The organism is Pseudomonas sp. GW822-FHT04C11 (assembly GCF_058800905.1).
In genome coordinates this window covers 1-18,336 of the sequence record NZ_JBXAMS010000007.1, presented here as the reverse complement: position 1 = coordinate 18,336, position 18,336 = coordinate 1, and the positions used below count along the sequence as shown (strand labels likewise).

The window sequence follows — 18,336 nt, the reverse complement described above, 5'->3', positions numbered from 1 at the left end:
GGCGCCCGCCATGCGCCGCTGGGGTACTGAACGTCTCGTTGGTCTGCATGATCCGCAGGTCAACGAGCATCATCTGGAGTCCTCGGGCTTGCCTGCAGACAGCCGTCTGCGTTTGCTCAGTTTCAACATCCAGGTCGGTATCAGTACCGAGCGTTATCGGCATTACCTGACCCGTAGCTGGCAGCATTTGCTGCCGCACACCGGGCGAGCGGATAACCTGCAGAAAATCGGCAATCTGCTGGGCGACTACGATCTGGTCGCTTTGCAGGAAGCCGATGGCGGCAGCCTGCGGTCAGGCTACGTCAATCAAGTCGAACACCTGGCCCAGCTCGGTGCCTTCCCCTACTGGTATCAACAACTCAATCGCAACCTGGGCCGCCTCGCCCAGCACAGCAATGGCGTGCTCAGTCGATTGCGCCCATGGGCGATTGAAGATCATCCGCTGCCGGGGCCAAAGGGCCGTGGTGCGATTCTTGTGCGGTTTGGCGAAGGACCGGATGCGCTGGTGGTCGTGATGATGCACCTCGCGCTGGGGGCGCGCGTGCGGACGATGCAGTTGGCCTACATTCGCGAGCTGATCGGTGACTACAAGCATCAGGTGCTGATGGGCGACATGAACACCCACGCCAGTGACCTGCTGCAAACCTCTCCACTGCGAGACCTGGGCCTGCTTGCGCCGCAAGTCGAAGCGACTTTCCCCAGCTGGCGCCCGCAACGCTGTCTTGACCATATTCTGCTCAGCCCTACGCTGGTCCTTGAACGGGTCGAAGTGCTGGCGCAACCGATTTCCGATCACCTGCCCGTCGCGGTAGAGATTCGTCTGCCGGGTTCGCTCACGGTCGATGCATTGCCCGCGCTGAGTCCTGCCCTTCGCGGAACCCCTGAATGAGCGACGAAGCACAGCGCTGGAAAGAGAAATACCTCAAAAGTATCGAACAACAGGAAAAGCTCGAGCGTCGTTGGGATGCCCGCCTCGACTTGCTGCGTCGCGGACTGGTTCGCAGCACGCTGGCGGCCGAGGGCACCGACCGTGCGGTTGACCAGTGCATGAAGGAAATGCGCGAAGTCATCCGCACCAACGATATGGATGCTGGATTGGCGGCATTGCTACCACGCCTGGAGAAAGCGGTGCTCGACTCCGAGCAGCGGCGCGAGACCCGGGTCAATCAAGTCAGCGCTGCATTGACCGCCCTGGTCAGTCAGCTCCAGGCGTTGCCGTTGCCGCGCGAGATCAGCCGCCCGCTCAAGACCTTTGCCAAGCAGCTCGACGGACGGGTTGGCCAGGCACGTGAAATCCCCCTGTTGCTCGGTGAGCTCAGTGGTCTGCAAGGTCAGGCGCTGAATCTGCTGGATAACCCTGCCGAGCCAAGCCGCCCAGGTTTGCTGCAGCGTTTGTTTGGCGGTAGAGAGGCGGATGCTCAGGCTTCAGAAGCCGGTGCGCTACAACACGAAGCGCCTGCTCCGAGCCCTGTTGAGCAAGTGTCGGCACCTGTAACAGAGGCGACAGCCGAGCAGGTGCATGAATCACCAGTGCCGTTGCCGATCCAGGTTATTACCCCCGCTGTACACGAAATCCCGGCACCCACCGCGCAGGTGCCGCACGCTGTGATTGCAGAGTCGGAGCCGTTGGCACCTCAGTCGCTGGAAGAAGCAAAGCCAGCACCTGACGTGGTGGCTTTTGTTCCTCCAGTGCTGGCCGTCGAAGCTGCGCGTGGCAAAGCGCAGGTAGCGGAACAGAATCTGCCGGATGTGGATACGCCGGAAGAACCGCAGATATCCCCGACACCCGACCCGGTGACGGTTGCTGATTCAATGGCGATCAATCCCGACGAGCTGACATCCGAGGTCCCTCGGGCGGCGGATGAAGCTTCGCCGTTAATTGATAGCCTTCCTCCCCTGCCGGCGATGGCAGAAGCCTTGGCTACTCTGGACCCGGAGCATCCTGAGCAGGATGTTCTTTACGCACTGCCCGACTCGCCGGAGCCGTCCTACAGCTCGGTGGCCAAACACATCGAGAGCACGCTGCTGGGGCTGCTGGACGATTTGTCGCTGCCCGAGCGTCACCGTCCGCAGGCCGAGGCGATGCGCGATCGGCTGCAAAATGGCTTGAATTGGTACGAACTGCTGCCGATCCTCGATGATCTGGCGGTTTTGATGCTGGCGATCACTGACAGCGGTCAGCATGAGTTCGAGGTTTACCTCAAGCAACTCAATGAGCGATTGGAGTCCTTCCAAAGCAACCTGCAAGCCGCCAGTGAGGGTCATGCCGACAACCGCTCTGCTGCGCGGGAGATGGACACGCAGATCCGTGAGCAGGTCGATGGCTTGCAGAGCAGCATGCAGGACGCCGCCGATCTGGAGGGCCTCAAGCATGTGCTGGAGAACCATCTGGAAGGGTTGCTCGGCACCATGGATCAGCACCAGAAACAGCGCGACGAGCGTGAGCAGGAGGTTGCGGCACGTCTACAAGGCTTGGCCGAGCGAGTTGCGAGCATGGAGCAGGAGGCTCAGGGTTACCGCGAGCACCTGGAAGAGCAACGTCAGAAAGCCCTGGTCGATCCGCTGACCGGTTTACCGAACCGGGCGGCCTGGAGCGAGCGTCTGGAGCACGAGATTGCCCAGTGGCAGCAACACGGAAACTCGCTGTTGCTGGCGATGCTCGATCTCGACCACTTTAAGCGCATCAACGATAACTACGGTCACCTGGCCGGCGACAAAGTGCTGAAGATCATTGCCAACGTACTGCGCAAGCGCCTGCGCGGTACGGACTTCATTGCCCGTTTCGGTGGTGAGGAGTTTGTCTTGTTGGTGCCCAATACCCCTTTGGCTGTCGGCGCCAAGTTGGCAGAAACCCTGCGCGCGGCTATCGAAGCCTGCCCGTTTCATTTCAAAGGTGAGCGCGTGACGATCACGGTTTCCATGGGAATGACGGCGTTCAAAGCGGGAGAACACAGCGATCTTGTGCTGAAAAGAGCCGATCAGGCGCTTTACCGGGCAAAAAATGCCGGCCGAAACCGAGTGGAGCTGGGCTGACGATAAGTGATCCATCGGGTTAAATGCCAGGCTTTGCCGGTCCAGAAGAAGGCGGTACGTTACACTGTTGCATTACTATCTCAGCGTATTGTCCAGATCATGAAATCGATTCCTCTGCTTTTGGTACTTCTGGTCCTGGCGGGTTGCGCCAGCGGCCCGCGAATCGACACCAACCATCCGTCGGTGAACTTCGACAATCGTGTGCAGTTTATCGTGGTGCATTACACCACCGCCTCGCAGGAGCGTTCGTTGGCGCTGTTGACCCATGGCGAGGTCAGCAGCCATTACCTGGTGGGCGATGACAAGAGCGCCACTATTTTCAAGTTGGTGGATGAAAGCCGTCGGGCCTGGCATGCCGGGGAAAGCGAGTGGCAGGGCCGGACCTGGCTGAACTCAAGCTCGATTGGCATCGAAATCGTCAATCCGGGATTTCACGATACGCCTGCCGGGCGCGTCTGGTATCCCTACAGCGAGGCGCAGGTTCAGTCTTTGATTTTCCTGATCAAGGACATCAGCAAGCGCAACAACATCAGCCCGCGAAACATCATTGGCCACAGTGACATCGCGCCGCTACGCAAGCTTGATCCGGGTCCGTTGTTCCCGTGGAAGCGTCTGGCCGACGAAGGGCTGGTGGTCTGGCCCGATGCCCAGGCCGTAGCGCGTCAGCAGGCGTTATTCGAAGCACAACTTCCGAGTATCACCTGGTTTCAGGAAGAGCTCGCGCGTCTGGGCTATACAACGCCGCAGACCGGTGAACTGGATGTGGCCACCCGGCATGTGCTGGCAGCTTTCCAGATGCACTATCGACCTTCACGGTTTGACGGTACGCCAGACGCGCAAAGCGCCGCGATTCTGCAGGTGCTCAACCAGACAAAATAATGACGCCCGCCCGACGGTCAGGGCTATTTTCTGATCAGTAGCTATAACTCATTGGTAATCCTTCGGATATTCAATGATGGCAGTCGCTGGCGAAACCCTGCGCAGTTGGTTCTATCGCCCTTGGTCTTTGGCGATACTAGCGGCTGCGCTGAGTGCGGCCTTGCTGTTGGCTGGCAGCCTCGGGGTGGCGCAGCGGCAGGTCCAGCAACGTGAAAGCGAACAGATGAATGCTCAGGGCGAACGCTTTCTGGAGCGTCTGGAGCAACTGTTCGGTCAACTGCGCGAAGGCCTGGATGACCTGGAAGCGCAGCCGTTGCGTAACTGTGATGCAGACATGATCGCGACCTTGCAGCAGGTCAGTTTCAATTACCGCTTCGTCTATGAAGCGGCCTATATCGATAGCACGCAATTTTGTTCGAGCCGACCGCGGCAGGATGGGCTTTCGGCAATCCGACCGCCGGACATCAAAGGGCCGACCTACAGTTATTGGCTCAACACCTCGACCGAGCCCGATGAAGACCGTGCAGCGCTGATGTTGGGACGCGGTAATTTTCGCGTCGCTACCTCCCGAGGGCATTTGACCGACATGGTTGATCTCACGCCCGGCAGCAGCCTGTTGGTGGTGGTCGATCATGGCGCTCGGGCGATCCCGGTACTCGGCACACCACAAGCCTGGCCACTCAGCGACCCTTGGTCGTCCTTCAGCAGTGAACCGTTGCAGGTCACGAAAACCCGGCTGATCTATCGCATGCCGACCAACAATCCCGAGTACCAGTTGGTGTTGATCAGCCCTCGAACCGCATCGCACCTGCCCACGCTGTGGTGGTGGCTGGTGCCGGCAAGCCTGGTGCTGGGCTTGAGCATTGGCGGTTTGGTGTTTTTGATGGCCCGCCAGCGGCAATCGTTGGGCGGTGAGTTGCAGGGAGCCCTCAAGCGGGGGGAGTTACAGGTCCTGTATCAGCCGATCTTCGATCTCAAGAGCCGTCACTGTGTCGGTGCCGAAGCCTTATTGCGCTGGCGCCGGCCGGACGGCACGCTGACCAGCCCGGACCTGTTTATTCCCATGGCGGAAGACTCCGGGCAGATCCGTCAGATCACTGACTTCGTGTTGCAGCGATTGCTTGAACAGCTCGGTAAGTTACTTCGCGCCAACCCGCAGCTGTATATTTCGGTCAACCTGGCGGCCTGCGACGTCATGGTGCCGCGGGTTGGCCAGGTCATGGCAGGCTTGCTGGCCACGCACCGGATCGCTGCGCGGCAGATCGCATTTGAGGTGACCGAGCGCGGGTTGATCGATGTGGTGGTCGCACGGGAGAACCTGCAAGCGTTGCGCGATGCCGGGCATCAAGTGTTGATCGACGACTTTGGCACCGGTTATTGCAGCCTGGCTTACCTGCAAACCCTGCCAGTGGACTACCTTAAAATCGATAAGGCTTTCATTGATGCGCTGGGCCACGACGCCGCCAGCAGCGGCGTGGCGCCGCACATCATTCGCATGGCGCATGCCTTGCAGCTCAAGGTGATTGCCGAAGGTATCGAACATGAAGCCCAGGCCACGTTGCTGAGCAGTGAGGGAGTGAATTACGGCCAAGGCTGGTTGTTCGCCCATGCCTTGACCGCGACGCAGTTCATTGAACTGATCACCCGAGGCCGTCGGTTGGCGTCACGGCGGTTGGATGACGAGGCGTGATCGCTCGTTAGAGTGGCAGTGCCATATAGAACTGGGTGCCCTGTCCCGGCCGGGAATATACGCCCATGCGACCACCGTGCAGCTGCACGATCTCCTTGCACAGTGCCAGGCCGAGCCCGGCGCCGCCCTTCTTGCGCCCGACTTGAACGAAGGGTTCGAAAATCCGCCCCTGCTGGCCGTAAGCGATGCCTTCGCCATTGTCCTCGACGCTGACGATCACCCTTTCGCCGTGCCGGCGAGCCTGCAAGCGTATTTGCCCATGGTGGCTGGTATGGCGCAGCGCGTTGTCGATCAGGTTGTCCAGCACCCGGTCGAGTTGCGCCTGATCGGCCTGCAGGCGCGGGAGTGGTGTGTGCACTTCCACCAGCAACTCGATGCTTTGCTCATTAGCCCGCTCGGCGAAACGCTCCTGTGCCTGCTCCAGCAGGTCATCGATGTTGCACGGCGCCAGGGTGAGTTTTTGTAGACCATTCTGATAACGCGAGAAGTTCAGCAGGTCGTTGATCAACTGCATCAAACGCTGCATTTCCTCATTCACCGTGTTCAACAGGTCGGCTTCGCGAGAGTCCTCGGTAAAGTGCGCGCGCTCGCGGAACAGGCCGAAGGCCATGTGCATGCCGGTGACCGGCGTACGCAGCTCATGGGAGGCACGCAGTACGAACTCGCTGCGCACCCGTTCAAAGGCCCGTTGCTCGGTGACATCGTGCAGCACCATGACGGCGCCGAGGATATGCCCCTGGGGATGAATGACCGGCGTCAGGCTGTAGGTCAACAGACGCGACTCGCCATCGACTTCGATGCTCAGGTCTTCAGGCGCACGCTCCAGCGTTCCGCCGCGCAGTACCGTTTGTAGTTGTTCATCGAGCTCTGGCCGCTGGAGTGCGGTGCCCAGGCCTTGGCCGAGGCGGCCTTCGTCCCAGCCCAATTGACGCTGTGCAACCGGATTAAGGTGCTCCAGTTGGCCCTGACGATCAATCATCAGCAAACCGTCATCGATGCTGTCGAGCACGGCTTGCAAGCGTTGCTGACCGGCGAGCAGTTCATCGACATTGGTTGCCTGATGCTCGCGCAAGGCTTCGGCCATGATCCCGAAGCGCCGGGTGAGCTGGGTCAGTTCCACTGCCGGGGAAATCGGCAGGGTGACATCGAAGTTACCCTGGCCGATGTTATCCGCGGCCTTGGCGAGTGCCTCGATCGGCTCACCGAAGCGCCGGGCGATGCCGTGAGCGGTGATGAAGCCGATGGCCAGTACTGCCAACCCGACCAATCCGAGCAAACCGGCAATCAGCAGTGCATGTTCGCGGGCATTGCGCTGGGTCTCGTCGATGTTGTCCAGAGCCTGTTTGTGTTCGGCAATAAGGCCGTTGCGCAGCACGTTGAACTTTTCGGTGAGGTCCCGATTGCCGGCGAGCTTGCCGGACGGTTCCTGCGTGAGGCTGAAGGCCTTGAGAAAGGACAGGTAGTCCGTGCGGGCCTGCTCGAAGCCGTGATGCTCGCCATTGAAACTGTTTTCGTGCTCGATGCCTTGATCCAGTAGCTCGAAGTAGCGCCGTTCAGAGGATTCCAGTGCCTCAAGGTCGGGCTTTATGCTGAGCATGTTGATCAACTGATCGTCCAGGGTCTGGCGCAGCTTGAGCTCCAGGTCGAGGGTGATGAAGTTGTCGCGGATCAGCGCTTCCTGGTTACTGGCTATCTGCATCACGCTGACCAGCCCGAGTACCAGGCCGAGCAACGCCACGGTGATCAGTGCCGAGATACTCAGAAACAGCCGTGTGCGCAACTTCATCGCCAGCTTCATAAGGTGTTGCTCACAGGTTGTACTGCTTGCGTTTGCGGTACAGCGTCGAGGCGTCGATACCCAGGGTCTTGGCTGCTTGATCGAGGGTGCCGGCGCTGGCCAGTACCGCGCCGATGTGGGCTTTCTCCAATTCATCCAGGCTTAGCGCCGCTCCGATTCTGGGAGCGTTGCTGGTGGTTTGCTCGGCCATGCCCAAATGGCTGATCTCGACTCGCTCCTGTGGGCAAATGATGCTTGCTCGTTCGACCACGTTACGCAGTTCGCGGATGTTGCCTGGCCAGCGATAGCCGAGCAGCGCCTCGCGTGCTTCGTCGCTGAAGACACGAGCCGGCCGCGCGTATTCCTTGACGAAGCGTGCCAGGAAGCGCTCGGCCAGGGCCAGAATGTCCTCGGTTCGTTCGCGCAGTGGTGGCAGGTGCAAGGTGATGACGTTCAGCCGGTAGAGCAGGTCTTCGCGGAAACGACCGTCGCGAGTCATGTCTTCAAGATTGAGGTTGGTGGCGGCGAGGATTCGCACATCGGCGCGACGGGTCACCGGGTCGCCGACCCTTTCGTATTCCTTGTCCTGAATGAAGCGCAGCAGTTTGGGCTGCAAGGCCAGCGGAAAATCGCCGATCTCATCAAGAAACAATGTACCCCCGTCGGCCTGATTAACCCGGCCGAGGGTACTTTCGCTGGCACCGGTAAATGCCCCGCGGCTGTGGCCGAAGAGCTCGCTTTCCATCAGCTCGGTTGTCAATGATGGGCAGTTGATGGTGATGAAGGATTTCTTCGCGCGTTTGCTCCAGCCGTGAATGGCCCGGGCCAGTTCGCCTTTACCGGTACCGGATTCGCCGAGTATCAGAATATTGGCATCGGTGCTGGCGACCTGGCGGGCGGTTTCCAGTACGACTTTCATCGCCGGGCTGTGGGAATCCAGGCCATCGTTGGGTTTGCGGACTTCACCTTCGAGGGCTTCAAGGCGTGCCGAGAGCTGGCGCATTTCCAGTTGTTTGGCGGTGGCCAGGCGCAATTGGTCAGGGCTGCAAGGTTTGACCAGATAGTCGGCGGCGCCGGCCTGGATAGCATCGACGGCGGTGTCCACGGCCGAGTGTGCGGTGACGATCACTACGCGCATCCAGGGCGCCTGCACACGCATTTGCGCCAGGACGTCGAGACCGTTGTCTTCGCCCAGACGCAGGTCAAGGAAGCACAAGTCGAAGACCTGCCGTTGCAACAAGGCGTCGGCCTGGGCCGCGCTGTTGGCGGTGGCAACGCTATAGCCTTCGTCTTCCAGGCAGTAGCGGAAGGTGCGCAGGATGGCGGATTCATCATCTACCAGCAAAATGCGGCCTTGATGCTCGGTGGCGGATTCCATTTTTCCTACGCTCCTTAAATGAATGCTCTTAATTTAGTCTCGGAAAAATCGGGCAAGTTGCATGGTTTATTCTGGGCGCTTCTCATCAGAATGGGGTAGTTGTCTGTCGGGATTTATAATAACTATATGATTTTAATGGCTTTTATTCTTTATCTGACGGCCTCGACGTTTTCCCGTCTCTTTTTCTGACATCCGTATCCCTTCATACATTCCAAAAATTTTCGATTTCCTGCAAATCGATCGTGCATTACGCACGATCTTCTGCGGGGCATCGTGCAGGATGCGTCCGAATGCACTTTGCTAATCAAGATATCTATTTGATTTTGTTGTGTTTATTTCTGTCCTGAAGCTGGCATGCAGGCTGCAACGGTCTGGTTAAGTCGGGGGCATTTTAAGAAGAAGCCCCCTGACCAATAACCACCAGTGTGGGAGGAGTTTCGGATGAATCGCCAACGTGCCGCCCAATTGCGTATCTCGCCACTGTCTATCCAGCAAGGGATGTTTGCCGTGTTTGCCTTGTTGATCACCTTGATCGGCGGCCAGCAGTTCTTGCGCTGGGAACAAAGCCAGCAGCCAGAGGCAGCGATTGCGCCGACTCATCACTTGACCCAAACCCATTTCAGCGCAGTAGGCAGTCGGCCTGCTGGTGCAGCCTCAATGCGAATGATGAGTGTGGACCAGGCAGAACCTGGTGCCGTGGCGCTGCGTCAGGACCGTTGGGTGTTCTAGGTAACTGGCTCGGCGCGATGTTCATGTGCCGGGAATAGCAACACCTCTAAATAGAAGCGTAAGGAGAATCACCATGTTGAGCTGGGCGATTACATTTTTGATTATTGCCATTGTCGCTGCCGTACTGGGCTTCGGTGGTATCGCGGGCACCGCCACGGGTATCGCCAAGATTCTCTTTGTCGTGTTCCTGGTGATGTTTGTTGCTTCGTTCATCTTTGGCCGTCGTGGTCGAGGCTGATCGTGGGCATTTGCTTGAAGACAGACCCGAACGGGTAGCGGGTTTGAAAAACAGAAGGAGGTCAGCAATACCTCTTTCCTCTGCGCCCACCCGAGGAGGGTGCGCGCATGGCCAAGGGGCCGGGACGTTCTGATTGCTTCAGAATTGGAGTGACCTACGGGTACAGGGAGTACCCGCGCAAGGGCCGGGTCAGGACAAGCAGCGCCGCATATTTGACCGTCATTCATGACGTGACAAATCTGCGGCGTGCTTATATGTGCAAAGCATTGACCTAGAGCTGCCAAACCATTTTTATCGCTACCCCGGCCGGCAAAAAAACCATCGGTGTTCTTCACAAAACATTTCGCAGTGTTTCCGGGTGACCGTATATCGACAAATTTGGCGCTGATTGCTGCTCACTATTCACTACGGCGCGTAGGATTTTTCCTTGGTTTTTGTCCATATTCCGTTGCTCAAAAAACGATCAATCCCCTCTGCGATGGCCGGTTCACGGCACTTATGCCTGCCGAAATGTCGTATTCGAACCGGTTGGGACGGCGGTTTGCTTTGAAAAAGCTCATGCCGATTCGGCATAGGGTAGGCGTTTACGGCATTAGACGTCGCTCCTGTGCATCGGAATAGTTGCGCCTTTTTTATCTGCCAGAGAGCCGTAATTACGCGCTCCGGGCGACCTTATCCGGGGGCAGATGCACAGACTTTTCCGCCATTGGGCGTTCCAGTTTGTGCATCTTCCCGAGTCCATTTATAAGAAAAGGGTAATGATATGAAGAAGGCAAAGCTGAGCCTCGCTTGGCAGATCCTCATCGGTCTGGTACTGGGCATTGCAATCGGTGCGTTGCTCAACCACTTCAGTGCGGAAAAAGCCTGGTGGATCAGTAACGTCCTGCAACCGGCGGGCGATATCTTTATCCGTCTGATCAAGATGATCGTGATCCCTATCGTGATCTCCTCGCTGGTCGTCGGCATTGCCGGTGTGGGTGATGCGAAGAAGCTGGGGCGCATTGGTCTCAAGACCATCATTTACTTCGAAATCGTCACTACCATCGCCATTCTGGTCGGCCTGGTGCTGGCCAACGTGTTCCACCCGGGTTCCGGCATCGACATGAGCACCCTGGGCACTGTGGATATTTCCAAGTACCAGGCGACCGCGGCCGAGGTTCAGCATGAACACGCGTTCATCGAAACCATCCTCAACCTGATTCCATCGAACATCTTTGCCGCCATGGCGCGTGGCGAGATGCTGCCGATCATCTTCTTCTCGGTGTTGTTCGGTCTTGGTCTGTCGAGCCTGCAATCGGACCTGCGCGAGCCGCTGGTGAAGATGTTCCAGGGCGTCTCGGAGAGCATGTTCAAGGTCACTCACATGATCATGAACTACGCCCCGATCGGCGTGTTCGCACTGATCGCAGTGACCGTTGCCAACTTCGGTTTCGCGTCCCTGCTGCCGCTGGCCAAACTGGTGATCCTGGTTTACGTCGCCATCGCCTTCTTCGCCTTCGTAGTGCTGGGCCTGATTGCTCGCCTGTTCGGTTTCTCGGTGATCAAGCTGATGCGCATCTTCAAGGATGAGCTGGTGCTGGCCTACTCCACCGCGAGCTCCGAAACCGTGCTGCCGCGCGTGATCGAGAAGATGGAAGCCTACGGCGCACCGAAAGCTATTTGCAGCTTCGTGGTGCCAACCGGTTACTCGTTCAACCTCGACGGTTCGACCCTGTACCAGAGCATCGCGGCGATCTTCATTGCCCAGCTGTACGGTATCGACCTGTCGATCAGCCAGCAGTTGCTGCTGGTACTGACGCTGATGGTCACCTCCAAAGGTATCGCCGGCGTGCCGGGCGTGTCGTTCGTGGTTCTGCTGGCAACGCTGGGCAGTGTCGGTATTCCATTGGAAGGCCTGGCGTTCATTGCCGGTGTCGACCGCATCATGGACATGGCCCGTACCGCACTGAACGTGATCGGCAACGCCTTGGCTGTGCTGGTTGTCTCCCGTTGGGAAGGTATGTACGACGACGCCAAGGGCCAGCGCTACTGGAACTCCCTGCCGCACTGGCGCAGCAAAGAGAAGCTGCCGGCTGGCGAGGCTTCCCGCAACTGACAGTGCCGCCCTCTGTAGGAGCAAGGCTTGCCCGCGATGCAGGCGCCACGGTGTATCAGATACACCGCATCATTGTTCATCGCGGGCAAGAGCCAGACGCCTCCCGCTCCTACAAGTAGAGCCAAACAAACCCCGGAGAAATCCGGGGTTTGTCGTTTCTGCCCACCCCGCTATCATTCGCGGCATCTTCTGGGGGATTTGACTGATGCTCAATGGCCTGTGGCTTGGCTTTTTCATCGTGGCGGCCGTTTCGGCACTCGCGCAGTGGCTGATTGGCGGCAATGCCGGGATCTTCGCGACGATGGTGGAAAGCATCTTCGCCATGGCCAAGCTGTCGGTCGACGTCATGGTGTTGCTGTTCGGCACCCTGACCCTCTGGCTGGGCTTTCTGCGGATCGCTGAAAAAGCCGGGATCGTCGACTGGCTGGCCAAGGCGCTGGGCCCACTGTTCCTGCGCCTGATGCCCGAAGTGCCGGCGGGTCATCCGGCCATCGGCCTGATCACCCTCAACTTTGCTGCCAACACCCTGGGGCTCGACAATGCCGCTACGCCGATTGGTCTCAAGGCGATGCGTGCGTTGCAGGAGCTCAATCCCAGCACCACGGTCGCAAGCAATGCACAAATCCTGTTCCTGGTGCTTAACGCCTCGTCCCTGACCCTGCTGCCCGTGACTATCTTCATGTACCGCGCCCAGCAAGGTGCGGCCGACCCGACGCTGGTGTTCCTGCCGATCTTGCTGGCGACCAGTTGTTCAACCATCGTCGGTCTGCTGTCGGTATCGTTCATGCAGCGTCTGCGACTGTGGGACCCGGTGGTGCTGGCCTATCTGATTCCGGGTGCGCTGCTGCTGGGTGGCTTCATGGCGCTGTTGACGGCGCTCTCAGCCACTGCCCTGGCGAGCCTGTCATCGATCCTCGGCAACCTGACGATGTTCGGGATGATCATGCTGTTTCTGGTGATTGGCGCGCTGCGCAAGGTCAAGGTCTACGAAGCGTTCGTCGAAGGTGCCAAAGAAGGCTTCGATGTCGCCAAGAACCTGCTGCCGTATCTGGTAGCGATGCTCTGTGCAGTGGGCGTATTGCGCGCGTCCGGGGCGCTGGACTTCGGTCTGGACGGGATTCGCCATCTGGTGCAGTGGGCCGGATGGGACACGCGTTTCGTCGATGCCCTGCCGACCGCGATGGTCAAGCCGTTCTCCGGCAGCGCTGCACGGGCGATGCTGATCGAAACCATGAAGACTCAAGGCGTCGACAGCTTCCCGGCGCTGGTGGCAGCAACTATTCAAGGCAGTACCGAAACCACGTTCTATGTGCTGGCGGTGTACTTCGGAGCGGTGAGCATTCAGCGTGCGCGACATGCCGTGGGTTGCGCACTGCTGGCGGAACTCGCCGGGGTGCTGGGGGCGATCGGGGTTTGCTACTGGTTCTTTGGGTAGTCCGCTATCTCTGTGGCGAGGGAGCTTGCTCCCGCTGGGTCGCGTAGCGGCCCTAAAACCTGTGATTACATTCTGTCTGGCACACCGTGCCCAATGGTTTGCGACTGCTTCGCCCGAGCGCGGACCGGCCGGCGGGAGCAAGCTCCCTTGCCACGGGTACGGTGCTGGCTCAGGGCTTCATGGTCGCAGTCTTCTGCCCCTGCTCTACCGTCCATGCAATCACCTGCGCCGTGAGCGTGTCACTGGCCTGACCAAACCCGGTCACCACTGCGGGCACCTTCACATCGCTCAATGGCTGGCGCACTTCGAAGCGGCGGCTGGCGAGGATCCGCTGGTCATTTCCACGCACCAGTAGCGCATCCAGGCTAATGACCACTTGCGCGGTGTTGCCTTGATATTCCGTCTGGAACGCTTGCAGGTTCCCGCCCAGTTCCAGATCCGTCTGCAAGTTGCTGTCGTCGGTACTGAGCCGCTGTACGCGGCCATCCTGGGCAAACCCGGCGAGCAGCCGATTGCGCAACAGGATCGGCGTAGGATCGCTCCAGCGCGAAGCCTTGTAGCTGCTGATCAGATCGCCTTGAGGGATCACGGCGATTTTTGCACTGTTGAGCACGTCGCTGGCCTGAGGTTTAGACAGACGTAGCGACCACAGCACCGAGTTGGCGTGCATCGATGACGCGGCGTTCGGCGTGGCAGGCAGGCGGTAGACATCCAGCGGGTCAGCCTTGGGTAGAATCGAGCAGGCACTGGTCAGCGCGAAACTCGCCAACAGCGCGCAGTGCGCAAAGCCGCGGTAGACAGGTTTCATGGCGTGAACTCCTTATCCTTGTCGCCGCCCAGCAAGTAACCACTGGGGTTGGAGTCCAGGCGACGAGAGATGGCACGTAACGAACTCAGGGTGTCGCGCAACTCACGTATGGCCGGGGCCAGGCTGTTGAGCCCCTGCATGCCGTTATTCAGCGCATCCTGATTGTCGGTCAGCAAGCTGTTGATGGTCGCGCTGCTCTGCTCCAGCGACTTCATGGCTTGCTCGGCACTGCCGACCATCTGTTTGCCTTGATCGTTGAGCATACCGTTGGCGTTGCGCATCAGCGCAGACGTCTGTTCCAGAGTGGCGCTGGCCTGTTTGCCTACCGACGCCAGTTGTTGCATGGCCTGGCTAAGATCCCCGCGCTGCTCGGCAATGCTTCCGGTGGTTTGCTCCAGGTTCTCAAGGGTTTTGCCCAGGCGGTCGACGTTTTCCGGCGACATCATCTGGTTGGCGCTATGCAGCAACAGGTTGACGCTGCTGATCAGGTCATCACTATTGTTCAGCAATCGTGAGATGGGCGAAGGAGAGGCAACAATCTCCGGTAAATTACCGTCCTTGCCGCGTAGCTCGGGGCTTTGTGGCGTACCCCCGCTGAGCTGGATGATCGAGGTGCCGGTAATCCCGGTCAGCGCCAGTTTCGCCTGGGTGTCTTCCTTGATCGGGGTTTCGCCACCCAGGCGAATCCGCGCCAATACCCGGCGCGGGTCTTTGGGGTCGAGGCGCAAACTCACTACATCGCCGACCTTGATCCCGCTGTACTGCACTGCACTGCCTTTGGACAGACCGCTGACCGCCTCGTTGAAGACGACCTCATAATCCTTGAACTCGCTGTCGACGCTGGACTTGGCCAGCCACAGGCCGAACAGCAATGCACCGGCCACCACCAATACGGTGAACAGGCCGATCAATACATGGTGGGCTCGGGTTTCCATGTCATACCTCGTTAAGCTGTGAAGCGGCTGAAAGCGCCGCACGGCCGCGTGGGCCGTGGAAGTATTCGTGAATCCACGCGTCGTCGGTTTCCGACACGGTGTCGATGGCGTCGGCCACCAGTACTTTTTTCTGCGCCAGCACCGCGACCCGGTCGGTGATGGTGTACAGCGTATCGAGGTCGTGGGTGACCAGGAAAACACTCAGCCCCAACGCATCACGCAACGTCAGGATCAACTGATCGAACGCCGCGGCGCCGATCGGATCGAGGCCGGCGGTCGGCTCATCGAGGAACAGGATGTCCGGGTCCAGCGCCAAGGCGCGGGCCAGCGCGGCGCGTTTGATCATGCCGCCGGACAGCGAGGCCGGGTACTTGTCGGCAGCCGACAGCGGCAGGCCAGCCAAGGCCAGTTTAACCGCCGCCAGATGTTCGGCGTCGTCGCGACTCAGGCCGGCGTGTTCGATCAAGGGCAAGGCGACGTTTTCGGTCACGGTCAGCGAAGAGAACAACGCACCCTTCTGAAACAACACGCCGAAGCGCCGCTCGACCAGTGAGCGTTCATGCTCCGTCAGGCTCGGCAGGTTTTTGCCAAACACCTTCACCATGCCTTCGCTGGGCTGGCGCAGGCCAACGATGCTGCGCAGCAACACCGATTTGCCGCTGCCTGAGCCGCCGACCACGGCGAGAATCTCGCCCTTGTACAAATCCAGGTCGAGGTTTTCATGCACGCTTTGGCGGCCGAAGCGATTGCACAGCCCACGGACTTCGATCACCGCCTCTGAGGGCGCACGGGGTAAACGACTCACCAGCCCATCTCCATAAAGAACAACGCGGCGACCGCATCGAGCACGATCACCACGAAAATCGACTGCACCACACTGGACGTGGTGTGGGCGCCAACGGATTCAGCGCTGCCACTGACCTTGAAGCCTTCCAGACAACCGATGGAGGCGATCAGAAAAGCGAAGATCGGTGCTTTGACCATGCCGACCAGAAAATGTTGAACGCCGATGTCCGATTGCAGCAAAGACAGGAACATCGCCGGCGAGATACCCAGCGATATCGCACAGACCACCCCGCCACCGACTATCCCCGAGAGCATTGCCAGAAAGGTCAGCATCGGCAGCGCTACCAGCAACGCCAACACCCGCGGCACCACCAGCAGCTCCATCGGATCGAGGCCCAAGGTGCGGATTGCGTCGATTTCTTCGTTGGCTTTCATCGAGCCGATTTGCGCGGTGAAGGCACTGGCAGTGCGCCCGGCCATCAGGATCGCGGTCAGCAGCACACCAAACTCACGCAGGAACGAGAATGCCACCAGGTCCACGGTAAAAATGCTCGCACCAAAACTGGCGAGTACCGTGGCACCGAGGAAGGCCACCACTGCACCCACCATGAAGGTCAGCAAGGCGACGATGGGCGCGGCGTCGAGGCCGGTTTGTTCGATGTGCGCGACCATTGGCGTGATCCGCCAGCGCTTGGGGCGAAACAGGCTGCGAGTGATGGTTTCCAGGATCAGCCCGACAAACCCCAACAGTTGCAGCGTGTCCTGCCAGACCGCATCGACCGCGCGCCCGATGCGGGTCAGCAGTTGAATGCCGACACTGATTTCGGGCTCTTTGATGGGGATGCAGAAGTCAGTCAGCGAGCAATAGACGGTTTGCAGCAGCGCGCGGTCGGCTGCGGACAGGCTGCAGTCGGGGTGCTCGGCGGACTTGCCGAGGCGTTCGGCACCGAGCAGCTCGACCAGCAGCGAGGCACCGGCGGTGTCGAGCGCGCCGAGGCCGTTGAGGTCGATGGGGGTTCGGTCGTCGTACTGACCTTTGAGAGTGTTGCTCAGGCGTTTGAGGTCGGCGTAATGGACAAGCGTCCAGTCACCCGTGACCCGCAACCGCGCAGGGGTGTTCGAAGTATCGAGTTGGGCACTGCCGGCAATTGTGCTGCTCATAATCTCCGTGCTTGTTCGACTGATACGCAGTGCTACGTAATAGCATGATCCCGGCTATTTTGCCTCGCTCGGCGTCGTGCCGTTTTGGCTGGCGTCGGTCACCTCAAAGCGCAGTACGCCGATCACCTGACCGTCTTCAGTCAGTACCCTTACTTGCCAGTCGCCTGCCGGGTTGCCGGGGAAGTTCTGTTTATGGCTCCAGGCCCGGTATCCTTCCTTGCGCCCGCCGTGGATATCCAGTGCGATGCGGTCGACCTCTTTGCCGTTGAACTGCCAGACGTGATAAATCCGCTCGTCGAGCCCGCGCGGTGCGTTGATCGCGGTGTAGGCGTACAGACCATCAGGGCGCAGTTGGGCGACGCTGACTTCATTGTGGCTGTCGCCGGGTGTACGGTCTTGTAGTTGTGTGCTGATTGCCACTTGCGTCATCCACAACGTGGCCGGCGGCACCCAGGAACGCAGCAACCAGCCGGCGCAGCCGATGGCCAGGGTGATGCTGAGCACGCTCAGGCCGCCGCGGATCGTACGAATCGGAAAGATCGACGCCAGGCTTGGAAAGGACAGCAGCATCGCGGTGCCAAGAGCCAGTTTGAAACTCTGAGCGGTGGTCAGGTTCAGGATGATCGGCAATGCCGTCAGCAGCGCGGCAAACAGCGTCAGGGTGTGCATCGCCAGGAACAGCCAGCGGCGCGGCGCCAGCCATTTGTAATACAGCGGGTCGGTGATCGAAACCAGCGCCGCCGCTCCGAGCAGCCCGGTGAACACCAGTTGCCCACTGTTCCAGGTGGTAGTGATGAAAAAGAACGGCAAGACGAAGAACAGACTTTCCTGATGAATCATCTGCGTCGCATAGCGCAACAACGGCTGCGGGATCTCACGCTTGAAGACTTTGGTGAACAGCTCCGTCAGGCTGTTTTCCAGCATCAGCCAGAGCCAGCTGACCAGCATGATGGTTGCAATCCAGGTTGCCAGGCTTTGTTGGCGGTCGACCAGAATGAAACTGCAGACCCCTGAGATGAAGCCACCGAGCGCAATGACCCCAGGATAGCGCTTCATCAGTTCGAGGATGCGCAGTACGTAACGGGTCAGGATAGGCATTCGGTAGTTCGCAATTGTCGTGGGAAAAAACCCCGACAGGATAACGCTGGCACAGTGATGTTGCGAGGAGCCACTGTGTGACCGGGTACAGCAACTGTGGCGAGGGAGCTTGCTCCCGCTGGGTCGCGAAGCGGCCCTAAAAACGGGACTGTCAGATATTTTGTGTGCGGGCCGGTAACGGCCTGCCGTCAGGCAGGCCGTGCTTTTACCAGGTCGACCTGATAAATCGATCTCCGTACAGAATCGCAAATTGATTCATCGCGCTTTTCCAGTCATGTGCCGCTGAGCCCCAGT

15 protein-coding genes are annotated in these 18,336 nt (G+C 59.3%); 8 read left to right on the top strand and 7 right to left on the bottom strand.

Going from position 1 to position 18,336, the window contains the following annotated elements; all coding sequences use genetic code 11:
• Nucleotides 1-10: 10 nt before the first annotated feature.
• The 4 genes from AC1RJ3_RS13230 to AC1RJ3_RS13215 all read left to right on the top strand — a co-directional run bounded on the left by AC1RJ3_RS13230 (nt 11) and on the right by AC1RJ3_RS13215 (nt 5,602).
• Nucleotides 11-889 (top strand): endonuclease/exonuclease/phosphatase family protein, encoded by an 879-nt coding sequence (locus tag AC1RJ3_RS13230; RefSeq protein ID WP_054594952.1) that lies wholly within the window; start codon nt 11-13, stop codon nt 887-889.
• Entirely contained in the window at nt 886-3,033 is a 2,148-nt protein-coding gene (locus AC1RJ3_RS13225) for a GGDEF domain-containing protein (protein WP_493079246.1), read from the top strand. The genes AC1RJ3_RS13230 and AC1RJ3_RS13225 overlap by 4 nt, the downstream gene beginning before the upstream one ends.
• Before the next feature lie 99 nt (nt 3,034-3,132).
• The gene (locus tag AC1RJ3_RS13220) at nt 3,133-3,912 is read left to right on the top strand and encodes an N-acetylmuramoyl-L-alanine amidase (protein ID WP_493079245.1); all 780 of its coding nucleotides are present in this window, start codon (nt 3,133-3,135) and stop codon (nt 3,910-3,912) included.
• A gap of 76 nt (nt 3,913-3,988) precedes the next feature.
• Nucleotides 3,989-5,602 (top strand): EAL domain-containing protein, encoded by a 1,614-nt coding sequence (locus tag AC1RJ3_RS13215; RefSeq protein ID WP_493079371.1) that lies wholly within the window; start codon nt 3,989-3,991, stop codon nt 5,600-5,602.
• A gap of 7 nt (nt 5,603-5,609) precedes the next feature.
• Here the strand turns inward: AC1RJ3_RS13215 and AC1RJ3_RS13210 are convergent, their stop codons facing one another.
• The gene (locus tag AC1RJ3_RS13210) at nt 5,610-7,400 is read right to left on the bottom strand and encodes an ATP-binding protein (protein WP_054594955.1); all 1,791 of its coding nucleotides are present in this window, start codon (nt 7,398-7,400) and stop codon (nt 5,610-5,612) included.
• A 10-nt stretch (nt 7,401-7,410) separates the two neighbouring features.
• Nucleotides 7,411-8,757 carry a sigma-54-dependent response regulator transcription factor AlgB gene (gene algB / locus AC1RJ3_RS13205; protein ID WP_054594956.1) on the bottom strand — a complete coding sequence of 449 codons (1,347 nt, stop codon included), beginning with the start codon at nt 8,755-8,757 and terminating at the stop codon, nt 7,411-7,413.
• A 441-nt stretch (nt 8,758-9,198) separates the two neighbouring features.
• Here algB and AC1RJ3_RS13200 point away from each other — a divergent pair, with 441 nt between their 5' ends.
• The 4 genes from AC1RJ3_RS13200 to AC1RJ3_RS13185 all read left to right on the top strand — a co-directional run bounded on the left by AC1RJ3_RS13200 (nt 9,199) and on the right by AC1RJ3_RS13185 (nt 13,254).
• Entirely contained in the window at nt 9,199-9,486 is a 288-nt protein-coding gene (locus tag AC1RJ3_RS13200; protein WP_054594957.1) for a hypothetical protein, read from the top strand.
• Nucleotides 9,487-9,559: 73 nt separating this feature from the next.
• Complete coding sequence (locus AC1RJ3_RS13195) at nt 9,560-9,724, top strand: DUF1328 domain-containing protein (RefSeq protein ID WP_019694493.1); 165 nt, start codon at nt 9,560-9,562, stop codon at nt 9,722-9,724.
• A gap of 763 nt (nt 9,725-10,487) precedes the next feature.
• The gene (gltP, locus tag AC1RJ3_RS13190) at nt 10,488-11,819 is read left to right on the top strand and encodes a glutamate/aspartate:proton symporter GltP (RefSeq protein ID WP_054594958.1); all 1,332 of its coding nucleotides are present in this window, start codon (nt 10,488-10,490) and stop codon (nt 11,817-11,819) included.
• Nucleotides 11,820-12,024: 205 nt separating this feature from the next.
• A complete protein-coding gene (locus AC1RJ3_RS13185; RefSeq protein ID WP_054594959.1) occupies nt 12,025-13,254 on the top strand; it encodes a nucleoside recognition domain-containing protein in 1,230 nt (409 codons plus the stop codon).
• Nucleotides 13,255-13,423: 169 nt separating this feature from the next.
• Here AC1RJ3_RS13185 and AC1RJ3_RS13180 read toward each other — a convergent pair whose 3' ends face one another.
• From AC1RJ3_RS13180 to AC1RJ3_RS13160, 5 genes are read right to left on the bottom strand one after another with little or no spacing between them, the layout of a single operon-like run.
• Nucleotides 13,424-14,062 carry an ABC-type transport auxiliary lipoprotein family protein gene (locus AC1RJ3_RS13180; RefSeq protein WP_493079244.1) on the bottom strand — a complete coding sequence of 213 codons (639 nt, stop codon included), beginning with the start codon at nt 14,060-14,062 and terminating at the stop codon, nt 13,424-13,426.
• Nucleotides 14,059-14,997 (bottom strand): MlaD family protein, encoded by a 939-nt coding sequence (locus tag AC1RJ3_RS13175; protein WP_054594961.1) that lies wholly within the window; start codon nt 14,995-14,997, stop codon nt 14,059-14,061. Before AC1RJ3_RS13175 ends, AC1RJ3_RS13180 begins: the two co-directional genes overlap by 4 nt.
• A gap of 1 nt (nt 14,998) precedes the next feature.
• Nucleotides 14,999-15,802 (bottom strand): ABC transporter ATP-binding protein, encoded by an 804-nt coding sequence (locus AC1RJ3_RS13170; protein WP_347928527.1) that lies wholly within the window; start codon nt 15,800-15,802, stop codon nt 14,999-15,001.
• Nucleotides 15,799-16,944: an ABC transporter permease gene (locus tag AC1RJ3_RS13165; protein WP_347928528.1), complete on the bottom strand. Its 1,146-nt coding sequence runs from the start codon at nt 16,942-16,944 to the stop codon at nt 15,799-15,801. The genes AC1RJ3_RS13170 and AC1RJ3_RS13165 overlap by 4 nt, the downstream gene beginning before the upstream one ends.
• A gap of 54 nt (nt 16,945-16,998) precedes the next feature.
• Nucleotides 16,999-18,042: a DUF5924 family protein gene (locus AC1RJ3_RS13160; RefSeq protein WP_493079243.1), complete on the bottom strand. Its 1,044-nt coding sequence runs from the start codon at nt 18,040-18,042 to the stop codon at nt 16,999-17,001.
• Nucleotides 18,043-18,336: the final 294 nt, after the last annotated feature.